This window comes from Erwinia sp. AC075, from assembly GCF_979253995.1.
Genome location: NZ_CEEDEU010000001.1, coordinates 712592 through 732565, shown reverse-complemented (window position 1 = coordinate 732565; position 19974 = coordinate 712592). Strand labels below are relative to the sequence as shown.

Below are 19974 nucleotides of genomic sequence, written 5' to 3'. Positions count from 1 at the left end.
ACAGTATGATTAACGGTTATATTCCCGCAGCCCGCTTCCTCCCCTTCCTTAGCTGGCCGGCGATTGCTGCCCTGCCGGACAAAGCCAATACCGTGATCGTATTGCCGACCGGCGCCATTGAGCAACATGGCCCGCATCTGCCCTGCTCCGTGGACAGCGTGATCTCGTCCGGCGTGGCAGGCCACGCGCTGGCCCGTCTGCCAAAAGAAATCCCGGCGTTCGCCATTCCACCGGTCACCTACGGCAAGTCGGACGAGCATCTCAATTTCCCCGGCACCCTGACCTTAACCGGCGACACGCTGCTGCAAACCATTCTGGAAATTGCCGAATCGGTCTATCGCGCCGGCTTCCGCAAGCTGTTGATGATAAACGGCCACGGTGGACAGCCGCAGGTATTGCAGATGGCCTCACGCGAGATGCGTCTGCGCCATGGCGACATTATTATGATCCCACATGACGTGTTCCGCGTGCCGAACGTGGAGAACCAGTATCTCAGCGCGCAGGAGCAAAAAATGGCGATGCACGCTGGCCACAGCGAAACGGCGGTGATGCTGGCGCTGGCCCCGGAGTGCGTCCATATGGAGCATGCGGTGGTGAACTATCCTCCTGAATTCCCCTGCCCGACGCTTTCCAGCAGCCGTCCGGCCGCCGCCTGGGCCTCGTATGACTTTGGTCCCAGCGGCGTGATTGGCGACCCGACGCAGGCCACCGTTGAGCAGGGCCACGCGATCCTCGACTCGCTGGCCGCCAGCTGGGCGCAGGCCATTACCGAAATCCATCAAATGGAATGGAAAGCACGCAGTGAACCCACCTGGGGCAAACACCACTGGAATGGCTTTGTGCAGACCTCTTTTACGCCACCTTCGTCTTCTTTTGCCTCTGAATAAAGGATTTCCCGTGATGAATAACATGCGCAAACCCACCTATAGCCTGATTGCCCTGATGCTGGCCGGAACCTCTTTTTCCACCCTGGCAGAAGAAAAATTCACCTTCCTTACCAACTGGTACGCTCAGGCAGAACACGGCGGCTTTTATCAGGCGCAGGCCAAAGGGTTGTACAAAAATGCCGGGCTGGACGTCAGCATCAAGATGGGCGGCCCGCAGGTCAATGTAATGCAGCTGATGGCCGCCGGCCAGGCGGACTGTACGCTGGGCGACAACGGTCAGGCGCTGGAGACCTGGCAGGCCGGTGTGCATGCGATGACCGTCGCGACGGTGTTCCAGCACTCGCCAACGGTGTTTATCAGCCATGACAAGGTCAGCAAAGGCGAGGAATTAAAAGATAAAACCTTTCTGCTGGCCACCGAGGCCTATACCTCGTTCTGGCCATGGGCTAAGAGCAATCTGGGCCTGGCCAACGCCAAAATTCGTCCTTACACCTTCAGCGTGCAGCCTTTCCTCGCGGACAATAATTTAGTCCAGCAGGGCTACGTCACCTCCGAGCCGTTCTCGGTGCAAAAAGGCGGCAAGCCATTCTACGTCTACCCGCTCAGCGACTGGGGCTATCCGCCGTACGGCAACTCGATTATCTGTATGGCCGACACGGTGAAAAATCACCCAACGGCGGTCGCGGCCTTTATCAAGGCGTCGATGGAAGGCTGGAAAGAGTATCTGCAGGACCCGACCGCCGGCAACGTGCTGATCACCAAGGCCAACCCGCGAATGGGTGCCGATCAGATTGCCTTCGGCATCGCGCAGATGAAGAAATATGAACTGGTGACCGGCGGCGACGCACAAACCGGCGGCATTGGCATCATCACCGAACCGCGTCTGAAAGAGACCTGGGATATGTTGGTGAAAAACAAACTGATCGCCGCCGATAAAGTGCCGTTTGAACAGACCTATACCCTCGACCTGATTAAAGACGCGAAGGTTATGCCATGAATTCAGCCCCTAAACTGACCGTAATGAGTGAGGTGCGCGCGCCCAGCGCGCCGCCACAGCCCGCCATTGAGGTGCTGTCGGCGGAGAAGATCTACAGCAACGGCACCCGCGCGTTATTGCCGGTCAATCTGACCATCAACCAGGGTGAGTTTATCACCCTGCTTGGCCCCTCTGGCTGCGGCAAAAGTACGCTGCTGAAGATGGTGGCCGGGCTGATTGAACCGACCGACGGCAAGCTGATGTTGTGGCGGCGTGACAGCCGTGAAAAGGCGCAGGAGCCGCTGTCGTTTGTCTTCCAGGAAGCCACGCTGATGCCGTGGTGCAACGTGCATAACAACGTGCGCCTGCCGCTCGATTTGGCCGGCGTGCCGCGCGCAGAAGCCAACACCCGCGTCAGTGAAGCGCTGGAGCTGGTGGGACTGGGCAAGTTTGCCAAAGTCCTGCCGCGTGAGCTGTCCGGCGGCATGCAGATGCGCGTGTCGATTGCGCGCGGGCTGGTCACACGGCCTAAGCTGCTGCTGATGGACGAACCGTTCGGCGCGCTCGACGAAATCACCCGCAACAAACTGGACAGCGATCTGCTGCGTCTGTGGCGCGAACAGGGCCTGACGGTGGTGTTCGTCACCCACTCCATTCACGAAGCGGTGTTTCTGTCGCAGCGGGTGATCATGATGGCGGCACGACCTGGCCGTGTGGTGGAGGATATCGCGATTACCGAGCCCTTCCCGCGCAGTGAAGACTTCCGCGTCAGCCCGGCATTTTCGGTTTATGCCAAACGCCTGCAGGACAGCCTTCTGCAAGCCAGCCAGTCAGGAAAGGAGTAAGCCATGCAGACGCAACGATCAACGCCCTGGGCCAGCAACCCGACCTTCCGTAAAATTCTCTACCCGGCAGTGGTCGCCGTGGTGGTGATCCTGCTGTGGCAGGGCTGGGTCAGTTATTTCAAAATCCCACAGTTCCTCGTGCCGTCGCCGGTGGTGATGCTGCAAAGCCTGTGGACCAACTTCGGTTCGCTGATGATGTCGCTGATGTTCACGCTGAAAATCACCCTGATTTCATTTGTGCTGTCGATCGTCATCGGCTGCGCGGTGGCCTTTGTGCTGGTGCAGAACCGCTTTGTTGAAACGGCGCTGTTCCCGTACATCGTGTTTCTGCAGGTGACGCCGATTGTGGCGATCGCGCCGCTGATCATCATCTGGGTGAAAGACACCACGCTGTCGTTAGTGGTCTGCTCGACGCTGATGGCGGTGTTCCCGATTATCTCCAACACCACCCAGGGGTTACGCAGCGTGTCGCCCGGCCTGCTGAGCTATTTCCAGCTGAGCCATGCCAGCCGCCTGCAAATCCTGGTGCGCCTGCGTATTCCCTCAGCCCTGCCGTACTTTTTCGGCGCGCTGCGCATCTCCAGCGGACTGTCGCTGATCGGCGCGGTCGTGGCCGAGTTTGTGGCGGGCACCGGCGGCAATAACACCGGGCTGGCCTATCAGATTTTACAGGCAGGCTATCAGCTGGATATTCCGCTGATGTTTGCCGCGCTGCTGTTGATTTCGCTAACCGGGATCGCGCTGTTTGGCGTGATGTCGTGGATTTCCCGGCGCGCCCTCAGCGCCTGGCATGAAAGCGAAGCCGTGCAGTCTCACTAATTTAATGACCCTTTTGCCGACAGGATGAGTATGGACAGTGAACAACGTAAGAACGCCGTAGAGCAGATGCTGCTGGCGCTTCCCGACCTCGAGTGGACGCTTCAGGCCCCCAAGGTCAAACGTCTTTCGCGCGATTTTCACTGGTTCAGCCCGGTGCTGAAGCAGCAGCTGGAAAACAAGCAGGCCGATGCGGTGGTTCGCCCGCGCAATGAAGAAGAGCTCAGCCTGCTGGTCAAGGCCTGCGTGCAGCACGGCCTGCCGCTGATATTACGCGGTGGCGCAACCGGCAACTACGGTCAGCTGGTGCCGCTACAGGGCGGCATTCTGGTCGATATGACCGCGTTTAATCAGGTGGTGGAACTGGGTGAAGGCCGCGTGCGGGCGCAGGCGGGGATCCGTCTGGCCGAGATTGAAACGGTGACCCGTCCTGAGGGCTGGGAGCTGCGCTGTATGCCGTCGACCTATCGGCTGGCGACGCTGGGCGGACTGTATGGCGGCGGCTTTGGCGGCATCGGTTCAATCAACTATGGCCCGCTGGGCGCACCCGGCAACGTGCTGAGCGTGAAAGTGATGACCATGGAAGCCGAGCCGCGCATCCTCAGCGTTCCCGCGCCGCAGGCCTTGCTGCTGCATCATGCTTACGGCAGCAACGGCATCGTGCTGGAAGTCGAGCTGGCGCTGGCACCGGTGCATCAGTGGATTGAGCGGCTGGATGTGTTCGACGACTTCACCGAAGCGCTGGACTATGCCAATGCCTTTGCCCGCTCGCCAGGGCTGGTGAAACGCCAGCTTGCGCTGTTCGCCGCACCGATCCCAAGCTATTTCACCCATCTGAACGGCAATTATCAGGCCACGCAGCATGCGGTGATCAGCGTGATTGCGGAGCAAAGTGAAGGCCTGTGCAGCGGACTGTTAGAAAAGTATCGCGGCCAGAATGCCGTGCGCCAGACGGCGGACGAGGCGCGTGAAGCCAATGCCTCCTTGATGGAATATTGCTGGAACCATACCACGCTGCATGCGCTGAAAGTGGACAGCACCCTGACCTATTTGCAGACGGCGTTCAATTATTCCACCTATCGCCAACAAATTATTGCGATGGCGGAATTGTTCGGCGATGAAGTTATTTCCCACATTGAATTCCTGCGTGACAACGATAGCAATATCACTGCCAGCGGATTACAATTAATTCGCTATTCCAGTGAAGAAAGATTGAACGAAATAATGCAGATATTCCGCGATCATGATGTAAAAATAAACAATCCGCATGTCTTTACCATTGAAGAAGGTAAGCAAGGGGAAATTAAGGCCGAGGTGGTCTCAGTTAAAAAGGCGCTGGACCCGGCAGGACTGCTCAACCCAGGAAAGCTGCAGGGTTGGGACGTGCGCGACACGCTGGAATTACCAAGCGATCCGCTGTCACTGAATAAATGAAATCAGCATGAAATTAATTACAGTGAGTAAATAAAGCACGCAGCTAAAATAACGCGCTCGCCACTGGACGGTTTTACGGGATACCAAAAAACAATTACTCAGCAAATTTTGCTGCGGGCAGATCATTTTCAATTTTTGACAGGAAGCTATTGATGAAAACAAAGAAGGTCAACTTTGCGCTAAAGTTGGGTGCACTCGTCGTCTCTCAGGCTTTATTAATGGGTAACGCGCTGGCCGCGGCACCGGTTTCGGATTGTGATGCCGGCGTCGCCGATTCACTGACCGAAATGTTTACCTGCGGCTCGGTCCATGGCAGCCTGCGCAGCCTTTATTATTCCACCCACAACGCCTATTTCTCGCCGGGCTACTCTCAGGACACCGTCAGTTACGGCGGCAGCGTGAAGTATGCCACGGCGGAATATTATGGCCTGAGCCTTGGCGTCAGCGGCATTTTGCAACGCGGCATCTCGCATAACGATGACCACCTGATCGGTGAACTGGGGCCAAACGAGACCGGCGTCGGCGAAGCCTATCTGAGCTGGCACTATCAGGACTTCCGCATCACCGCCGGTGACCAGCGTATCAATATCCCGTTTATCGGCGACTACGACTGGCGCATCACCCCGATCCTGTTCCGGGGTGTGGACGCCAATTATGGCGACAGCGACAACTTCCTGCACGCCACCAAAATTACCCGCTATAAACCCTGGGGTGACGATCAGTTTCTCGACACCACCGCTTACACCGATGCCGATGGCCGCACTAACGGCATGTGGGGCATCGGCGGCGGACGTGCCCTGAAGCTGGATGATAAAAAGCTGACCGGCCAGCTGTGGTACGAAGAATACAATAACTACACCAAGATGGTTTACGCCGACAGCTTCCTGTCGTGGTCGGAAAATCCGTTGCAGCCCAAAATTGGCGTGCAGTTTATTCGCGGCCTGAGTCAGGGCGACGCGCTGGCGGGCGAAGTAAACAGCACCAGCTACGGCGCGCAGTATGCGATGAATTTTGTGCCGTCATTGCGCTGGTCACTGAACTGGGACCATATCGCCGCCAGTGAGAATGCCTATGGCAACGGCGCGCTGGTGACGCCTTATGCCCATAACACCTCGTCCGGCCAGTATTTTGCCCAACCGTTCTTCACCAGTACCCAGGATTTGGGGAGCGGCAACGCCTACTCCACCGATCTGAACTGGACCGCCAACAGCAATATTTCCCTCGGCAGCCGCTACTCGTTTATGGATTTGACCGCCAGCGCCGGCGCGTCCAGCAGCAATCAGTCGGAGTACCTGATTTACGGCACCTACAGCTTTGATGGCGTGCTGAAAGGGCTGAGCCTGACCGACTTTGTCGGCGTGCAAACCACCTCGACCTCTGACAAGAACTTCTGGCAGAACCGCTTAGCGTTAGAATATGATTTCTAAGCCAAAACAGGCTTAGTGGCGCTTAAACAACGGCTTTCGCAAGAAGGCCGTTTTTCATTATGACGCCAACTCGGCTGCCAGCCATCGATTGTAATCAAAAAGTAAATATCGTATAACAAGCCTCTCCGAGGGGTGTCCTTTATGGGCTGAGATGGCGACGTTAGCCGGACCCTTTGAACCTGATCTGGGTCATGCCAGCGAAGGGACGGGTTGGCAATAGCACCACTTTCGATCGTTGCCTGTTCATACCTCTGCACGCCCGGATCTCCACTCACTTTTGGAGGTCCCATGTCTGACAACATGTTTTCCCGTGGTCTTTATGGCCAGCTTCGCCAGCAAGCCGCGGCTGACTGGCAGCACTACGTTAACCACCCTTTTCTTCAGCAGTTGGCCCAGGGCACGCTGCCTGAAAGCGCGTTTCGGCGTTATCTGACCCAGGACTACCTGTTCCTGATCCATTTCGCCCGCGCCTATGCCCTGCTGGTCAGCAAGTTCCGAACCTTGCCAGAAATGCGTGCCGCCACCGCCTCGCTGAACGCCATCGTCGCCGAGCTGCCGCTGCATGTCGGTTACTGCACGCAGTGGGGCATCAGCGAAAGCCAGATGCGCAATGAACAGGAAGCGCCCGAAACCCTCAACTACACCCGCTATGTGCTGGATATCGGCCAGTCCGGCGATGCGCTGGATCTGCTGGCCGCACTGCTTCCCTGCGTCGCGGGCTATGCCGAAATAGGCCTCGGCTTGCTGCACAATCCCACCACCGTCACCGAAGGCAATCCCTACCGCTCGTGGATCGCCAACTACGGCGACGAAAACTATCTGGCCAGCGTTCAGCGGGCGATAGATCTACTGGAAACGGTTGGGGTTCAGCGCGGCGCACAAAGTCGTCTGCCGGAGCTTTCAACCATCTTCACCACCGCCACCCGGCTGGAAAGTGCCTTCTGGCAGATGGGCCTCAATGCCAGCCTGAGCAACGTGGTATGAACAGTCATGACATTGCCCGCGGCGTGATCCCGCCGGGGATTGAGGTGCGCGATCTGACCCTGCGCTACGGCGCACGGACGGTGTTTGAACGGCTGAATGTCGATATCACCGGCGGTCAGTTTGCCGCGATGCTGGGAGCCAGCGGCGTCGGCAAAACCAGCCTGCTGAAGATCATAGCCGGGCTGGCGCAGCCGACGGCAGGCACGGTCACGGGCAGCGATGGCCTGCCGGTGCAGGGACGCGTGGCCTATATGGGGCAGAAAGATCTGCTCTATCCGTGGCTAACCGTCCGCGAGAATATCAGCCTCGCCTCACGCCTGCGTGGCGAGAAGCCCGACCGCGAATGGGCTGACGAGCTGACGGCGCGCGTCGGGCTCAGCGGCTATGGCGACAGCCTGCCTGCCGGGCTGTCCGGCGGTATGCGGCAGCGAGCCGCGCTGGCCCGCACGCTTTATCAGCGTCAGCCGATGGTGCTGATGGACGAGCCTTTTTCAGCGCTGGACGCCATTACCCGCACCAGTATCCAGACCCTGGCCTCGACGTTACTGACCGGCCACACGGTGTTACTGATCACCCACGATCCGCTGGAGGCCTGCCGCCTTAGCCACCAGCTGTTGGTGCTGTCTGCGGCCGGGATTGATGATTCGCATCAGATTGCCGGACTGCCGCCACGGGCCCCTGACGATCGGCATCTGTTGCAGAGCCAGGGTGAATTATTGCAACAGCTGACCCGGGCGGCAGGATGATATCCGTAAAAGAATCGGCCTTTGGCCGCTGGCGGCGTGGCCTGACGGTGTTTATCGGCCTGATTACCGTCTGGTGGGCAATCACCCGCAGCGGCGTTCCTGCCTTCCTGCTGCCCACACCGATGTCGGTTGCCGACGTCCTGTGGACCAGCCGCGCGTATCTGGCGGCGCACACGCTGGTGACCGCGGCGGAAATCGTCAGCGGGCTGGTCGCCGGCGTGTTGCTCGGCGCCATCCTTGCGCTGTGCATGATGTTCTCCCCCCGCTTACAGCGCTGGCTGATGCCGCTGGTGCTGACCAGCCAGGCCATACCGGTTTTTGCGCTGGCACCCTTGCTGGTGCTGTGGTTCGGCTTCGGCATCAGCGCCAAGGTGGCGATGGCGGTGCTGGTGATTTTCTTCCCGGTCACCTCGGCTTTCTTCGACGGGTTGCGCCGGGTCAATAACGATCTTCTCGACCTCGCCCGCACCATGGGCGCATCCCGCTGGGCGTTATTACGCCATGTGCGGCTGATGGCGGCGCTGCCTGCGTTTGGCTCCGGGCTGAGGATGGCGGCGGCGGTGGCACCGATTGGCGCCATCATCGGCGAATGGGTCGGCGCAGGCGAAGGTCTGGGCTACGTGATGCTGAACGCCAATGCGCGGATGCAAACCGAACTCTGCTTTGCGGCACTTTTTATTCTGGTGCTGATGACTCTGCTGCTGTGGCTGGCGGTGGACAGTGCACTGCGTCGCCTGATCCGCTGGGCACCGGAAAATGACTGATCGATACCTCACTCAAGGGAAACACATGTTTAAGAAAACCCTCTGCGGCCTGCTGCTGACTGCCGCCTGTGCCCACGCCGCCAGCGCCAACGACAAGCTGACGCTGGTGCTGGACTGGTATATCAACCCCGATCACGCGCCGATCATGGTCGCGGAACAGATCGGCGCGTTTAAGGAACAAGGGCTGGAGGTGAAGATTGTGCCGCCTTCCGATCCGGCATTGCCGCCACGGCTGGTGGCAGCCAAACAGGCCGACCTGGCGATCACCTATCAGCCACAGCTGCATTTCTTTGCCGATCAGGGCTTACCGCTGATGCGCGTCGGCACGCTGATTAACTCGCCGTTAAATACGGTGATGACGCTGGATAAAAGCATCACCTCGCCGGCCGGACTGAAGGGCAAAAAAATTGGCTACTCGGTCAGCGGTATTGAACAGGCGACGCTGGGCACCATGCTCAACCATGAAAAGGTCAGTCTGGATCAGGTGAAGATGGTCAACGTCAATTTCCAGCTCAACAGCGCGCTGATGGCGGGCCAGGTCGATGCGGTGATAGGCGGCTATCGCAATATCGAAGCGCTGGAGCTGAAGCAGCACGGTAAGGATCCGCAGGTATTCAACGTTGAGGACTACGGCGTTCCGGCCTATGACGAGCTGATTATCGTGGCGAATCGCGATGAGGTGAACGCGCCGAAAATCAAAAAATTCCTGATTGCGCTGAAGAAAGGCAGCGACTACCTGCATGCCCATCCGCAGGAGAGTTGGGATGCGTTCGCCAGTGCGCACCCGGACCTTAATAATGCCTTAAACAAAGCCGCGTGGATGAAAACCCTGCCGATGTTTGCCCGCGATCCGGCCCATCTGGACAGAGCCCGTTATGACGCTTACGAACGGTTTCTTTTTGACCATAAGCTGATCAAAAAAATCACGCCGGTTAACAATTACGCGATGGAATTACGTTAAGAAATCGTAAAGCCCGCCAGTCGATGCTGGCGGGCGAACAGATGTTACAGGCCATTTCAAGCTGCTGATTACCCTCGGCTATCTGGCATTATCCTGAAAAGCTTTCCCCCCAGGCTTTCTTAGCAAGAACTTATGCCATACTGGAACCTACTGTACAGGTTCTCTGATGCCTGTCCCCCCTCCGACCCCGGGTAAACTCCATGAGCAACTTCCTCAGTCCTGCCGCCGCCTACCTTAATCGCCGCAATGAATTGCTGGCGCAGCGTTCTGTGGTGGAGTCGCCCGTGGTGATTCAGACGATCAATAAGGCGCTGTTAGCCAGTGAGATCGCGATGGCAACCTTCCACGATTTGGAAGCGTTAAAAACCCTGCAACTGCGCAAAGCCAGGCTGATTGACTGGCATGAAGCAGACAGTCAGCAAGAGCTGCAAAACTTCGAGTTGGCCAGCAATGCGCTGACGCTGGCGGACGATGATAATGAGCAGGCATTCCTGAGCTATCAGCGGGATTTTGCCTTGATGGCGGCCTCATTCTCCTGGCAGCATGCCAGCCTGCAGATCGTGCAGAATGAACTGTTCGCCACCACCTTTAACCTGTGGCTGGAGACGCTGGAAGAGCTGTTTGCGTTGCCGGACAGAAAGCTGCTGTTTACCCGCATCAGCAAGATTCTGGCGTTCTCAATCGGTAAAATCCCGGTGCTGGGCGAGGCGATAGACGTTTACCGTATGCTGGTGTCGGTGATGTCCGCCAGTCTGGAAAAAGCCAAAAGCAGCGATGCGTATTTCTCGACGCTTGAAAGCTACACCGAGGCAGCCAACATTTGCAGCCGGGGCATTTTGATTTTCTGCTTCACCACCGAAGCGGTGCTGCGCGGGCGGCCTCTGCCGAACGAGGCGCAGCTGAATGAGAAAATCAAAGGTCATTACGCCAGCGTGATAGACGGAACGCATCCTTATTTTTAAGTCACTTTGCCGCGAACAACGTCCTGAACATGTTCGTGGCAACCCAATCCCCCACCGTTACCCTTCCCTTGTAAAGGGTTGAATCTCCCTCAGCTGCCTCCATACCTTACTATTGACCAACAGGATCACACCGCCCGCCCTGCTCACGAGGCCTTAGGCTTTCTGTGGTAATATGGTGGATGTAAACCCTGTCAGGGTCCTCTTACAGACGACGGATTTAACGAGTTGCTATGTCAGTCACAGCCAAAAGAAAAAACGACCCGGAAGGGTTGAAGAAACGCATCCTTGCCGGTGCGCTTGCCACTTTTGCCGAATTCGGCCTGCAGGGCGCCCGCATGGAACAGATTGCTGAACATGCTCAGACCACTAAACGGATGGTGGTGTACCACTTCAGCAACAAAGAGAACCTGTATGTGGAAGTCCTCGAGCAGGTGTATCAGGAAATTCGCCAGCATGAAACCGGCCTGAACCTGGCTGAAATGCCGCCGGTGATCGCCATGGCGCGCCTCGCCGAAGCCAGCTTTGACTATCACATCACCCACCCGGATTTTATGCGCTTAGTCTGCACCGAGAATCTGATGCGCGGGCGCTATATCAGTCAGTCGGAGCGCATCAAAACGCTGAACCAGAGTGCCCTCGACGTGCTGGAAGATATTCTGGCGCGCGGTAAAGCGGCAGGTGTGTTCGACAGCAAAGCGGACACGGTCGACGTTCACCGTCTGATCAGCAGTATCTGTACGCATAACGTGTCGAACCGCTACACCTTCAACACGCTGTTTGGCGGCGGCGAGAGCGAACAGCAGAGCATCTCACGTAATCGTCAGCTGGTGGTTGATGCCACCCTGCGCTATCTGCGTCCGATTTGATCGGCAATCTGTACAACGAAAAACATCCTGTACAACTTTTCACGCCCCGGAACCTGTCGTTCTGGGGCTTTTCAGCTATGCTTACCGGTAATGTACGGCGCCTCGAAAGCTTATTCCTGCGCTTTTCCCCCTTACTGATTTGTTATTGTCCTTATGAAAGGAGTAGTCGATGACGAGCGAAAATCGCGGATATCCCCTTCGCAACCCCCATCCTGCCGCTGATGGCAAAGTATGGAACTGGGCCCAAAATTCCACGCTGGGCGATAAAAACGCGGTGTGCGCACCGGAGTCCGAGTCCGAATTGCAGCAGCTGGTTGCCGCCAGCCGGGGTAAAATCCGCGTAATGGGCAGCAAAATGTCGCCCGGCCGGATGCTCAAGCTGTTGGAGCAAGGCGATACGCTGGTGGACCTCAGCAAGCTGCGCGGCTTGATTGCGATCACCGATGACAGCGCCACCTTTGCCGGCGGTACGCCGCTGCACGAGGTTTACGAGATCCTGTCCGGCATTGGCAGAATGCTGCCGGCTTCCCCTGGCGTGATTGCCTCGCAGTCCCTTGCCGGTGCCCTGTCGACCGGCACCCATGGCCAGGGATTGCAGCAAAGTTCGATTGCCGATGAGGCGCTGAGCATCCGTCTGGTGCTGGCCGACGGCAGCATTGCCGAGTATGACCGCGACCATAAGTGGTTCCCGGCGGTGCAACTGGGGTTAGGCTCGTTAGGCGTGCTGACTCAGGTGACATTACGCACCACGCCTTCTGTGGTTTACACCTGTTTCAAAAATGCGGTCAGTGCCGACACGCTGGAAGAGGATCTACTCGACTGGAACCACAACTATGCGCTGAGCAAAGCCTGGTGGTTCCCGAACGAGAACCAGGTTCACGTCTGGGCAGCACGAGAAGCGAATGCAGAAGAGATCGCACTTTACCAGGATAACAACGAAGATCTGGTGAAGCAGGAAGAGACCAGTGATGCGATGAACGAGACCATCGATCAGACGCTGGAGCATATGCGCAGCGACACCAAAATTCTTGATGAGAATGGCAAACCGTTCCGCACCGTCACGCGCTTTAAGGATTTCTCTGACGTGACCGGCGATGTGTATCAGGTGTTCTGTCGCGGGATCGCCACGCCGCAGATCAACGTTGAAATCGGCATTCCGCTGGCCCGTGCCGGCGAGGTGATCCGCAAGATTAAAGCCTGGCATGCCGACACTCAGCCGCACATGCATTACCCGATTATCCTGCGCTGCACCGGCCCGTCTTCGTCCTGGCTCAGCCCGGCCTATCAGCAGGACACCTGCTTCTTTGGTTTTGTGGTGTATTACTCCGAGGACGGTTCACTGTCTGAAGAAGGGGTGAATTTCCTGCGCGCCGTCGAAGAAGTATTGGCTGAAGAAGGTGGTCGCCCGCATTGGGGCAAATACTTTGAGGCGCCGTTGTACGATTGGGCAGCGCTCTATCCGCAGTGGCATGAGTTTGCCAGCGTGCGTGAAGCGCTGGATCCCCAGCATAAATTTGAGAATGCGTTTACCGCCGCATTATTAGACTGATTATCCAGGAGAAGCCAATGAAGGCATGGACTACCCTTTTGACGCAGCCAGGCTATCTGGTTGGCGTGCAGGCCTTGCAGAAATCGTTAGTGAAGTCAGGCAGCGCCTTTCCACTGGTGGTGATGGTCACGGAAAATATTGATGCCGATGCGCGTAAGACGCTGGAAGCAGCCGGCTGTTTGCTGCGCGATGTGCAGCCGATCAGTCCGAACAGCAGCCTGCAAAACAACTACGCTAACGCGCGTTTTTCCGAGGTATGGACCAAGCTGGCGGTATGGAAGCTGACCGAATTTGAACGCATTGTGTTCCTTGATGCGGACATGTTAGTGACGCAAAACATGGATGAGCTGTTTGAGCTGCCATTGGAAGAGGATCAGATTGCGGCCTGTCACGCCTGTCGTTGCAATCCAAACAAGATCCCAAGCTATCCGAAAAGCTGGCGTCCGGAGAACTGTTTCTACAGTTTTTGCCGTGGCGTAGAGCACACGGAAGAACTGGAAGAAGTGGATAATTACCTGAACGGCGGTTTCCTGGTGTTACGCCCGGATCAGGCGATATTTGAAGATATGTTGCATCAGTTGGCGGAGCTGGACGATCTTTCCCGCTATCTGTTTGCCGAGCAGGACTTCCTCAATGACTATTTCCACGAGCGGTGGAAGCCCTTGCCGTACATTTACAACGCGTTGAAAACGCTACCGTTCCAGCACTCCGCGATGTGGGATCTGGATGAGGTGAAGAACATTCACTTTATCATTGATAAGCCATGGGAGAAGGCGCTGGACAAGGGCGACCGCTATTACGCATTGAATAAGATGTGGTGGGATATCGCGGAAGCCTGATTTGGATTGGTGGGTTCAGGGGAGTCGTCTGCGGGTTTGGGTGACGGGTCAGGGAGGGCGCGTTGAACGCAAAGTCGCCGTGAATCCATCCCTGGAGGCTCAGCTGCGACATCCCTGTCGCAGATGCTTTGCTTATCAACGCGCCCTCCCCTCCCTGAGCTTCAGTGTTGACTGGTTGATTGGGGTTACACAGGTCAAAATCTAAAACCACCTATGTCCTGTCAATCTTGCCAATCTTGCCAATCTTGCCAATCTTGCAGATAAGAATTTTCATTATGATGTGCTAGCGCGATTTTAAGCGGACTCTCGATGCTTACACGTCCGCTTTTCGCTGATTAAAACCCTTCTGCATCGGTATACTGGCGGCTTCGTTCCAGATGTTGACGTCAAACTGATTTTCTCTGAGGTTTCCGCTATGACCACCTTTCATCAACTTTCCGCCACCCGTCTGGATGGCAAGCCTGTTTCGATGGCCGACTATGCGGGCAAAGTGGTTTTGGTGGTGAATACCGCCAGCCAGTGCGGTTTCACGCCGCAATACGCCGGGCTTGAGGCGCTAAACAAGAAGTACGCCGCTCAGGGCTTGGTGGTGCTGGGTTTCCCCTGCAACCAGTTCGGTAAACAGGAACCCGGCGGTGCCGACGAAATCGCGCAGACCTGTCACATCAACTATGGCGTGAGCTTCCCGATGTTCGGGAAAGTGGAGGTCAACGGCGCCAATAGTCACCCTGTATTTCGCTACCTGAAAGACGCATTGCCCGGCGTGCTGGGTGGACGGATTAAGTGGAACTTCACCAAGTTCCTGATTGGACGCGACGGCAAACCGCTCAAGCGTTTCGCTCCATTCACCAAACCAGAGAAAATGGAATCCGTCATTGTGGCTGCGCTTGAACTTTAAGGGCTCGTGTTAATCGAATCGACCGCATCTGGAGGGCTTCCCGCAAGCTGAATATATCCTAGTGAGATAAACCGCCGCTTATCGCATATAACGATCTCTTCCACACCATAACGCTAGAGGCTTTGCTGTTTTGCAAGCCATTGTTCGGCCGTTGTCGTGGCAATTCCCTGACGGTGATTGAAGGTATTTTCTTTATGCCAGGCCACACCATCAGGCCGTGCAAAAGCAAGCCGGTATTTAGCTCCGACATCTTGCGGATTCTGCTGCACGTCATTCTCAAGCTTTTGCCCGTCCAGTAATTTTCTGGTTACTTCACTGCCCCAGTGGGTATGCATGATGTCAGCAAGCTCGCGATAAGTCAGCGTATCCCCGGCAATAAAGACAATCTCATTACGGAAAGCAGGCTGACAGAAGAATATATCTGCCGTCAGCCGACCAATATCTTCAGGTGTGGTTAATGTCACCGCATGATCCCAGTTACCCAGGCCATAAACGGTTTTATTCTGTGCATCAACGACACCAAAGCCGGGTTCGAACAGGTAGCTGGTAAAAATCCCCGTAGAGACAATGACCCACTCTGTCGCGTTCTGTGCACGCAAAAGGTGGCGAACATCAAGCTGTTCATCCCACACTTGTTGCCCGCTGCCTTTACCGATAACGTCATAATCAACACCGAACTGCCATGGGAAGTAGCGATCTACAGCCGCTTTTAATACCGCCTGCGTAATCTTAATCTGCGTGCCCGGGCCGCCGACAAAACCGCTGCAGTTGATGACGGCGTCGAAAGAACCAAATATCTCACTCAGCTCGTCAATACTGTTTTGGTGCAGATCGCCCTCGACTACACTGATGCCGAGTTTCATCAGCTCATCCAGCCGTGCCTTTCGTGAGCCAGAAATAGCATGAGCGGCTTCGCTTCTGAGTAGCACGCTGATTTTCAAATGGCTATGTTCCTGCGTTTTATTAGCCAACGCTCTTAGCACCTGAATCCCAAGCTCTCCCGCCCCCAGTACAAGTAACGTTTCAATCGGTTTTTTTTCAACTTTCATTATTGCTTCCTGTCACTTAAAAACGTCATCCTGACAGCTGAGATTGGCTGGTTCAATTAGGCACACGCATGATACCGGAGGGGATATGGAGTCTGAACGGGAAGCGCTTTTGCAATTTTCCAAAGAATTTTGTGCGGAGTTAAGCAACGACGATGAGGGTTTGAAACGAGAGATCCTGGCACATGCAGGTAATCGTTGGTCGCTGGGCGTGCTGCATATTCTCGGTACTCATAGGCCACTTCGCTATGGCGAAATACGCCGCACCCTCACGGGAGTCACGCAAAGAATGCTGACGCGAACATTGCGCCACCTGGAACGGGACGGGTTAATTTCCCGTTTTGATTATGAGGAAAAACTGCCTCATGTTGTTTATACAATTACAGCAACGGGAAAGGAAATGCTGTTGAAAATGCTGCCATTATGGTCGTGGATTATCACATCAGCCGAAGATTTCCGCTCAGCAAGAGAACGATATGACGGTGATTGAGTCGTCTAAATGCGAATGTCCTTTCACAAAGGTAGATACTCTATAAATCAGCTTGTTAGTATCGGATGGCAACAGAGGACTTAGTACGTTATAGCATCAACCTATGAATTTCGAGAGTTATGTCGGGCGCCTGCCCGCTCCCCGCTCACAGCGTCATTTAATCTGACATATAGCAGCGCAGACGCCTCAAGAGTGTCCAGGCCAGGCTTTTCGATTTCCTGAATTCTCATGTTCCAGGCTCATGAATAACTGCTGTGATGACCTTTCAAGTATGTTGATTAATAAATCGCGTGGAAAGATTGTTTCATTGGTCTGTCTCAGCTCTTCGACTGCCCACCAATAGTGATCACGAATGACATTTTTTTCGTTGCGACTCCAGCCGGAGCAGTCGATCTCTGATTTCTCGGTATTAATAATAAAAAAGCGCTCTTCAGCGAGAACTTTCTCCCCGCTTGGCAGCATCATGGTGAAGGTTCTGGATGCTATCTGCGGTCCTGTTGCTGTTCTTGTCAGACCGGTTTCTTCAAATAATTCGCGTAAGGCAGCCTGTTCATAGGATTCATTGTGTTCAAGTCCTCCACCTGGAGTTGCCCAGTATGTATTTCCACTTAAAGCATCGTCTGTATGGCAGAAACTAAAAAGCAGGACGCGATTTTCAGGCGAAAGGACAATCAATCGGGAAGATGGACGAGTGCGCATAAGCCCCCTTTAATAACGTTAAATCCTGATTTTTGAAATTATGTATCCCGCCATCTTATGCTGGCAATGACGTTGACGAAGCGGGAGATGCGCACTATTTTTGAGCCAGGTTCCCGGACATAAGCACCAGGGCTATTCAGGCACTGAACAATCAAAAGATAAATAAATCAATCCCGGCCACAGTGCCAGGGCATTTTCGTGATGATAAAACTTTCGGGGGCGGGTGTTGATGAGATTACGTTCACTGCAGGTTCTCTGTCTGCTCAACTTCTTTATCGCTGATGTCCGCGACGGACTTGGGCCGTTTTTAGGCATCTTTCTGGTGTCCCATCACTGGCGGGCGGAAGAAATTGGTCTGGTGATGACGCTTGGCGGTCTGGCCGGATTGCTGGCCACGTTCCCGGCGGGGATGATCGTCGATGCCACCCGATATAAGCGTCTGTTAATTATCGCTGCCTCCCTGCTCATTACCCTGAGCGCGCTCGCCCTCTGGTTTTTCCCGACGTCGGCCGTGGTGATTTTATCGCAAATTATTACCGGTATCGCGGCAGCAATCGTCGCGCCCACCATTGCCGGTATCACCTTAGGCATCACCGGTCAGAAAGGGTTTTTGTCACAGATGGGCCGAAACGAAGCCTTCAACCACAGCGGCAATATGGCGGTTGCGGTGCTGGCGGCGTTCACCTGCTGGATCTGGGGCACCGGGTCGGTATTTTTACTGATGACCACCATGGCGGTCTGCGCCGTGGTCTGCACATTAGCGATTAATAAAAACGATATCGATCATGATGTGGCGCGAGGGATTGAAAAGCACGAAGGCCCTGCCGTTTCTGTCTCAGTGCTGGCATTGCTGAAGCGGCCTGAACTGGCGGTAACGGGGATAACCCTGCTTCTGTTCCACCTGGCCAATGCGGCACAGCTGCCGATGTTAAGCATGCAGGCCGCCTCTTCTCCCGCAGGTTCTCTGTTCACGCCTGGCACTTATGCCGCTCTTACGGTCGCGATTTCTCAGGCGGTGATGATCCCCGTGGCACTGCTTACGGCGAGGTACGCCTCACAGTATGGCTACGCCAGGCTTATCGTCATTGCGCTGCTCGTGTTGCCTTTTCGGGCAGCAATTGCGTCGTTCTGGAGCAATGAATTCGTTTTATTTCCCGTGCAGGCGCTGGACGGTGTCGCTGCCGGTATTTTGGGCGTGGCCGTCCCCGGACTGATTGCCGCACTGTTTAATGGCTCAGGGCATATCAACGCCGCGCTTGGGCTCGTAATGTTACTGCAGGGACTGGGCGCCTCACTTAGCCCGGCGTTGGCTGGCACCATCGTCAGCCACACCTCATGGAGCTTCGCTTATCTTATTTTGGCGGCCATCGCGCTCTGCGCCCTTTGCATCTGGCTGCTATTCAGCAGGCACGTGTTTAAATCACTTCAACCTGAGCAAAAGACGTTGATGGGGGATAAGTAAGTTGAAAATCGATTGGCATAGCGCATTACTGACACGAACCACACGCGTCGATAAAAACTACAAAAATACCCAGAACGTTCGTCGTTTTATGGTTAAAGAGTGTGGGGAAGACTTTCGATTCGATCGGGAATTCATGATGTGGATACGTAATGAAGATCCCAAAACATTGGGGGACGTGGCAGACGAATGGAAGCGCAGACATCTGTCCTAATGATGGATCGGGGCTTGTGCGAGTGACGGACAACAGATACTGCTCCATCGTCAGCTTGATGTGCATCAGCATCCTTTATTGATTTAAGAAAGACTCTACCGCGCTGGAAAACCGTTCTGGCTGATCAAGCATGACAAAGTGAAAACTGTCATCGATCCGCGTGAAATGGATATCGGGTGCAGAAGCATAGGCTTGACGGTACATTGCATCCACGCTGGCGGAAGGGATCCCGAATAAAGGGTCATACGCGTAGACGATTTCAATCGGCGCTTTGATGCGGGCGAGTTCGGGACGCAGATCGGTAATCATCAATTCATACACGGCATCCGCAACCGTTTTGCGATCGGAATTGATCCCCGCAGCCACTAAAGCTGGCCTCGCCGCCTCGGTCTTAGCCAATCGGATGATGGATGTTCTCTGAGACCCTTTGATTTGCTCCGGCGACTGCCCCAGTAGCCAATCCCGCGTAGTTGTAGCGTGCCGGACAGCAGTTTCGGTGGTCGCCGCAGGGTCAATCATCAATGTATAGAACGGCAAGGCATCGACGATCATCAAACGACCGATCTGGTCGGGATGACGGGCCCCCAGCATCAATGCAATCTCCCCGCCAAGAGAATGGCCAACGATCGCCGGTGCTTTGATGTGCTGGGTTTGAATGTAATCAGCGATGGCCTCTACTGCCGGAGCGACGACCTTTCCCTCTGGATTGGAAATAGCAGGCGTACTTGCAAAGCCCGCAAGCTCAACAAGATGAATACGGTGGCTCATACGTAAAGTTGATGCTAAATCGGCCCAAACTTCGCGGGACGACGCCAGCCCCGGAATCAATATGACATCAGGGCCAGATCCTTGCGTCTGCACAGAGATACGCTGCGAACTCGGATGCTCTGAAGGTTTCGACATAGACTGCGTTGCGGATGCTGTGACCAAGACTGACATCAATAAAACAGCCCCTCCGATGGTGGCACGAATATATGCGGCAGGCATGAGTTAAGTCCTTGTTATTTATCCCTGATAAACCGGGGCAGCTGACAGAAGGGTTTATCATAAAAGATAAAATCATTGAGGGATGGATACAAGGGCTTTGGAATGTACCGGTTACCGTTCTTCAC

21 protein-coding genes and 1 riboswitch are annotated in these 19974 nt (G+C 55.4%); of the genes, 18 read left to right on the top strand and 3 right to left on the bottom strand.

Annotation, left to right across the window (positions count from 1 at the left end):
• The first annotated feature begins 5 nt into the window (after positions 1–5).
• The 15 genes from AC0IXH_RS03380 to AC0IXH_RS03310 all read left to right on the top strand — a co-directional run bounded on the left by AC0IXH_RS03380 (position 6) and on the right by AC0IXH_RS03310 (position 14954).
• On the top strand, positions 6–887 hold the full coding sequence (locus AC0IXH_RS03380; protein WP_471719969.1) for a creatininase family protein: 882 nt from the start codon (positions 6–8) through the stop codon (positions 885–887).
• Between the two features lie 13 nt (positions 888–900).
• On the top strand, positions 901–1884 hold the full coding sequence (locus tag AC0IXH_RS03375; protein WP_167738452.1) for an ABC transporter substrate-binding protein: 984 nt from the start codon (positions 901–903) through the stop codon (positions 1882–1884).
• The gene (locus AC0IXH_RS03370) at positions 1881–2708 is read left to right on the top strand and encodes an ABC transporter ATP-binding protein (RefSeq protein WP_013202732.1); all 828 of its coding nucleotides are present in this window, start codon (positions 1881–1883) and stop codon (positions 2706–2708) included. The genes AC0IXH_RS03375 and AC0IXH_RS03370 overlap by 4 nt, the downstream gene beginning before the upstream one ends.
• A gap of 3 nt (positions 2709–2711) precedes the next feature.
• Complete coding sequence (locus tag AC0IXH_RS03365) at positions 2712–3527, top strand: ABC transporter permease (protein ID WP_455916550.1); 816 nt, start codon at positions 2712–2714, stop codon at positions 3525–3527.
• Positions 3528–3557: 30 nt separating this feature from the next.
• Entirely contained in the window at positions 3558–4958 is a 1401-nt protein-coding gene (locus AC0IXH_RS03360; RefSeq protein WP_471719968.1) for an FAD-binding oxidoreductase, read from the top strand.
• Between the two features lie 152 nt (positions 4959–5110).
• Positions 5111–6385 (top strand): TonB-dependent receptor, encoded by a 1275-nt coding sequence (locus tag AC0IXH_RS03355; RefSeq protein WP_471719967.1) that lies wholly within the window; start codon positions 5111–5113, stop codon positions 6383–6385.
• Positions 6386–6503: 118 nt separating this feature from the next.
• Positions 6504–6608, top strand: a riboswitch (TPP riboswitch).
• A 65-nt stretch (positions 6609–6673) separates the two neighbouring features.
• The gene (tenA, locus tag AC0IXH_RS03350; protein WP_346594247.1) at positions 6674–7369 is read left to right on the top strand and encodes a thiaminase II; all 696 of its coding nucleotides are present in this window, start codon (positions 6674–6676) and stop codon (positions 7367–7369) included.
• Entirely contained in the window at positions 7366–8115 is a 750-nt protein-coding gene (locus AC0IXH_RS03345; protein ID WP_471719966.1) for an ABC transporter ATP-binding protein, read from the top strand. Before tenA ends, AC0IXH_RS03345 begins: the two co-directional genes overlap by 4 nt.
• Positions 8112–8879, top strand: a complete 768-nt coding sequence (locus AC0IXH_RS03340) for an ABC transporter permease (protein ID WP_471719965.1) — start codon at positions 8112–8114, stop codon at positions 8877–8879. The genes AC0IXH_RS03345 and AC0IXH_RS03340 overlap by 4 nt, the downstream gene beginning before the upstream one ends.
• Positions 8880–8904: 25 nt before the next feature.
• Positions 8905–9840 (top strand): ABC transporter substrate-binding protein, encoded by a 936-nt coding sequence (locus AC0IXH_RS03335; RefSeq protein ID WP_471719964.1) that lies wholly within the window; start codon positions 8905–8907, stop codon positions 9838–9840.
• A gap of 200 nt (positions 9841–10040) precedes the next feature.
• A complete protein-coding gene (locus tag AC0IXH_RS03330; protein WP_105759945.1) occupies positions 10041–10802 on the top strand; it encodes a hypothetical protein in 762 nt (253 codons plus the stop codon).
• A 230-nt stretch (positions 10803–11032) separates the two neighbouring features.
• Positions 11033–11668, top strand: a complete 636-nt coding sequence (locus tag AC0IXH_RS03325; protein ID WP_013202741.1) for a TetR/AcrR family transcriptional regulator — start codon at positions 11033–11035, stop codon at positions 11666–11668.
• Positions 11669–11837: 169 nt separating this feature from the next.
• Positions 11838–13217: a D-arabinono-1,4-lactone oxidase gene (locus tag AC0IXH_RS03320; RefSeq protein WP_471719963.1), complete on the top strand. Its 1380-nt coding sequence runs from the start codon at positions 11838–11840 to the stop codon at positions 13215–13217.
• 17 nt (positions 13218–13234) lie between these two features.
• On the top strand, positions 13235–14056 hold the full coding sequence (locus AC0IXH_RS03315) for a glycosyltransferase family 8 protein (protein ID WP_471719962.1): 822 nt from the start codon (positions 13235–13237) through the stop codon (positions 14054–14056).
• A gap of 415 nt (positions 14057–14471) precedes the next feature.
• Complete coding sequence (locus tag AC0IXH_RS03310) at positions 14472–14954, top strand: glutathione peroxidase (protein WP_134824424.1); 483 nt, start codon at positions 14472–14474, stop codon at positions 14952–14954.
• Between the two features lie 113 nt (positions 14955–15067).
• Here AC0IXH_RS03310 and AC0IXH_RS03305 read toward each other — a convergent pair whose 3' ends face one another.
• Positions 15068–16003 (bottom strand): aromatic alcohol reductase, encoded by a 936-nt coding sequence (locus tag AC0IXH_RS03305; protein WP_471719961.1) that lies wholly within the window; start codon positions 16001–16003, stop codon positions 15068–15070.
• An 85-nt stretch (positions 16004–16088) separates the two neighbouring features.
• On the opposite strand from AC0IXH_RS03305, the gene AC0IXH_RS03300 reads away from it, so the two are divergent.
• Positions 16089–16490, top strand: coding sequence for a winged helix-turn-helix transcriptional regulator (locus tag AC0IXH_RS03300; RefSeq protein ID WP_471719960.1), 402 nt, complete (start codon positions 16089–16091; stop codon positions 16488–16490).
• Between the two features lie 186 nt (positions 16491–16676).
• On the opposite strand, the gene AC0IXH_RS03295 is transcribed toward AC0IXH_RS03300, so the two are convergent.
• Positions 16677–17189 (bottom strand): NUDIX hydrolase, encoded by a 513-nt coding sequence (locus AC0IXH_RS03295; protein WP_471719959.1) that lies wholly within the window; start codon positions 17187–17189, stop codon positions 16677–16679.
• 229 nt (positions 17190–17418) lie between these two features.
• On the opposite strand from AC0IXH_RS03295, the gene AC0IXH_RS03290 reads away from it, so the two are divergent.
• On the top strand, positions 17419–18651 hold the full coding sequence (locus AC0IXH_RS03290; protein WP_471719958.1) for an MFS transporter: 1233 nt from the start codon (positions 17419–17421) through the stop codon (positions 18649–18651).
• A gap of 1 nt (position 18652) precedes the next feature.
• Positions 18653–18862: a DUF6434 domain-containing protein gene (locus AC0IXH_RS03285; RefSeq protein ID WP_471719957.1), complete on the top strand. Its 210-nt coding sequence runs from the start codon at positions 18653–18655 to the stop codon at positions 18860–18862.
• A 75-nt stretch (positions 18863–18937) separates the two neighbouring features.
• Here AC0IXH_RS03285 and AC0IXH_RS03280 read toward each other — a convergent pair whose 3' ends face one another.
• Positions 18938–19849 carry an alpha/beta fold hydrolase gene (locus tag AC0IXH_RS03280; RefSeq protein ID WP_471719956.1) on the bottom strand — a complete coding sequence of 304 codons (912 nt, stop codon included), beginning with the start codon at positions 19847–19849 and terminating at the stop codon, positions 18938–18940.
• Positions 19850–19974: the final 125 nt, after the last annotated feature.

What these genes read in the sequence shown, in the direction of transcription:
- AC0IXH_RS03345 (WP_471719966.1), top strand. Translation starts at nt 7,366, where the DNA reads ATGAACAGTCATGACATTGCCCGCGGCGTGATCCCGCCGGGGATTGAG.
- AC0IXH_RS03315 (WP_471719962.1), top strand. Translation starts at nt 13,235, where the DNA reads ATGAAGGCATGGACTACCCTTTTGACGCAGCCAGGCTATCTGGTTGGC.
- AC0IXH_RS03325 (WP_013202741.1), top strand. Translation starts at nt 11,033, where the DNA reads ATGTCAGTCACAGCCAAAAGAAAAAACGACCCGGAAGGGTTGAAGAAA.
- AC0IXH_RS03380 (WP_471719969.1), top strand. Translation starts at nt 6, where the DNA reads ATGATTAACGGTTATATTCCCGCAGCCCGCTTCCTCCCCTTCCTTAGC.
- AC0IXH_RS03280 (WP_471719956.1), bottom strand. Translation starts at nt 19,849, where the DNA reads ATGCCTGCCGCATATATTCGTGCCACCATCGGAGGGGCTGTTTTATTG.
- AC0IXH_RS03375 (WP_167738452.1), top strand. Translation starts at nt 901, where the DNA reads ATGAATAACATGCGCAAACCCACCTATAGCCTGATTGCCCTGATGCTG.
- AC0IXH_RS03305 (WP_471719961.1), bottom strand. Translation starts at nt 16,003, where the DNA reads ATGAAAGTTGAAAAAAAACCGATTGAAACGTTACTTGTACTGGGGGCG.
- tenA (WP_346594247.1), top strand. Translation starts at nt 6,674, where the DNA reads ATGTCTGACAACATGTTTTCCCGTGGTCTTTATGGCCAGCTTCGCCAG.
- AC0IXH_RS03290 (WP_471719958.1), top strand. Translation starts at nt 17,419, where the DNA reads ATGAGATTACGTTCACTGCAGGTTCTCTGTCTGCTCAACTTCTTTATC.
- AC0IXH_RS03340 (WP_471719965.1), top strand. Translation starts at nt 8,112, where the DNA reads ATGATATCCGTAAAAGAATCGGCCTTTGGCCGCTGGCGGCGTGGCCTG.
- AC0IXH_RS03370 (WP_013202732.1), top strand. Translation starts at nt 1,881, where the DNA reads ATGAATTCAGCCCCTAAACTGACCGTAATGAGTGAGGTGCGCGCGCCC.
- AC0IXH_RS03360 (WP_471719968.1), top strand. Translation starts at nt 3,558, where the DNA reads ATGGACAGTGAACAACGTAAGAACGCCGTAGAGCAGATGCTGCTGGCG.
- AC0IXH_RS03320 (WP_471719963.1), top strand. Translation starts at nt 11,838, where the DNA reads ATGACGAGCGAAAATCGCGGATATCCCCTTCGCAACCCCCATCCTGCC.
- AC0IXH_RS03330 (WP_105759945.1), top strand. Translation starts at nt 10,041, where the DNA reads ATGAGCAACTTCCTCAGTCCTGCCGCCGCCTACCTTAATCGCCGCAAT.
- AC0IXH_RS03295 (WP_471719959.1), bottom strand. Translation starts at nt 17,189, where the DNA reads ATGCGCACTCGTCCATCTTCCCGATTGATTGTCCTTTCGCCTGAAAAT.
- AC0IXH_RS03335 (WP_471719964.1), top strand. Translation starts at nt 8,905, where the DNA reads ATGTTTAAGAAAACCCTCTGCGGCCTGCTGCTGACTGCCGCCTGTGCC.
- AC0IXH_RS03300 (WP_471719960.1), top strand. Translation starts at nt 16,089, where the DNA reads ATGGAGTCTGAACGGGAAGCGCTTTTGCAATTTTCCAAAGAATTTTGT.
- AC0IXH_RS03365 (WP_455916550.1), top strand. Translation starts at nt 2,712, where the DNA reads ATGCAGACGCAACGATCAACGCCCTGGGCCAGCAACCCGACCTTCCGT.
- AC0IXH_RS03310 (WP_134824424.1), top strand. Translation starts at nt 14,472, where the DNA reads ATGACCACCTTTCATCAACTTTCCGCCACCCGTCTGGATGGCAAGCCT.
- AC0IXH_RS03355 (WP_471719967.1), top strand. Translation starts at nt 5,111, where the DNA reads ATGAAAACAAAGAAGGTCAACTTTGCGCTAAAGTTGGGTGCACTCGTC.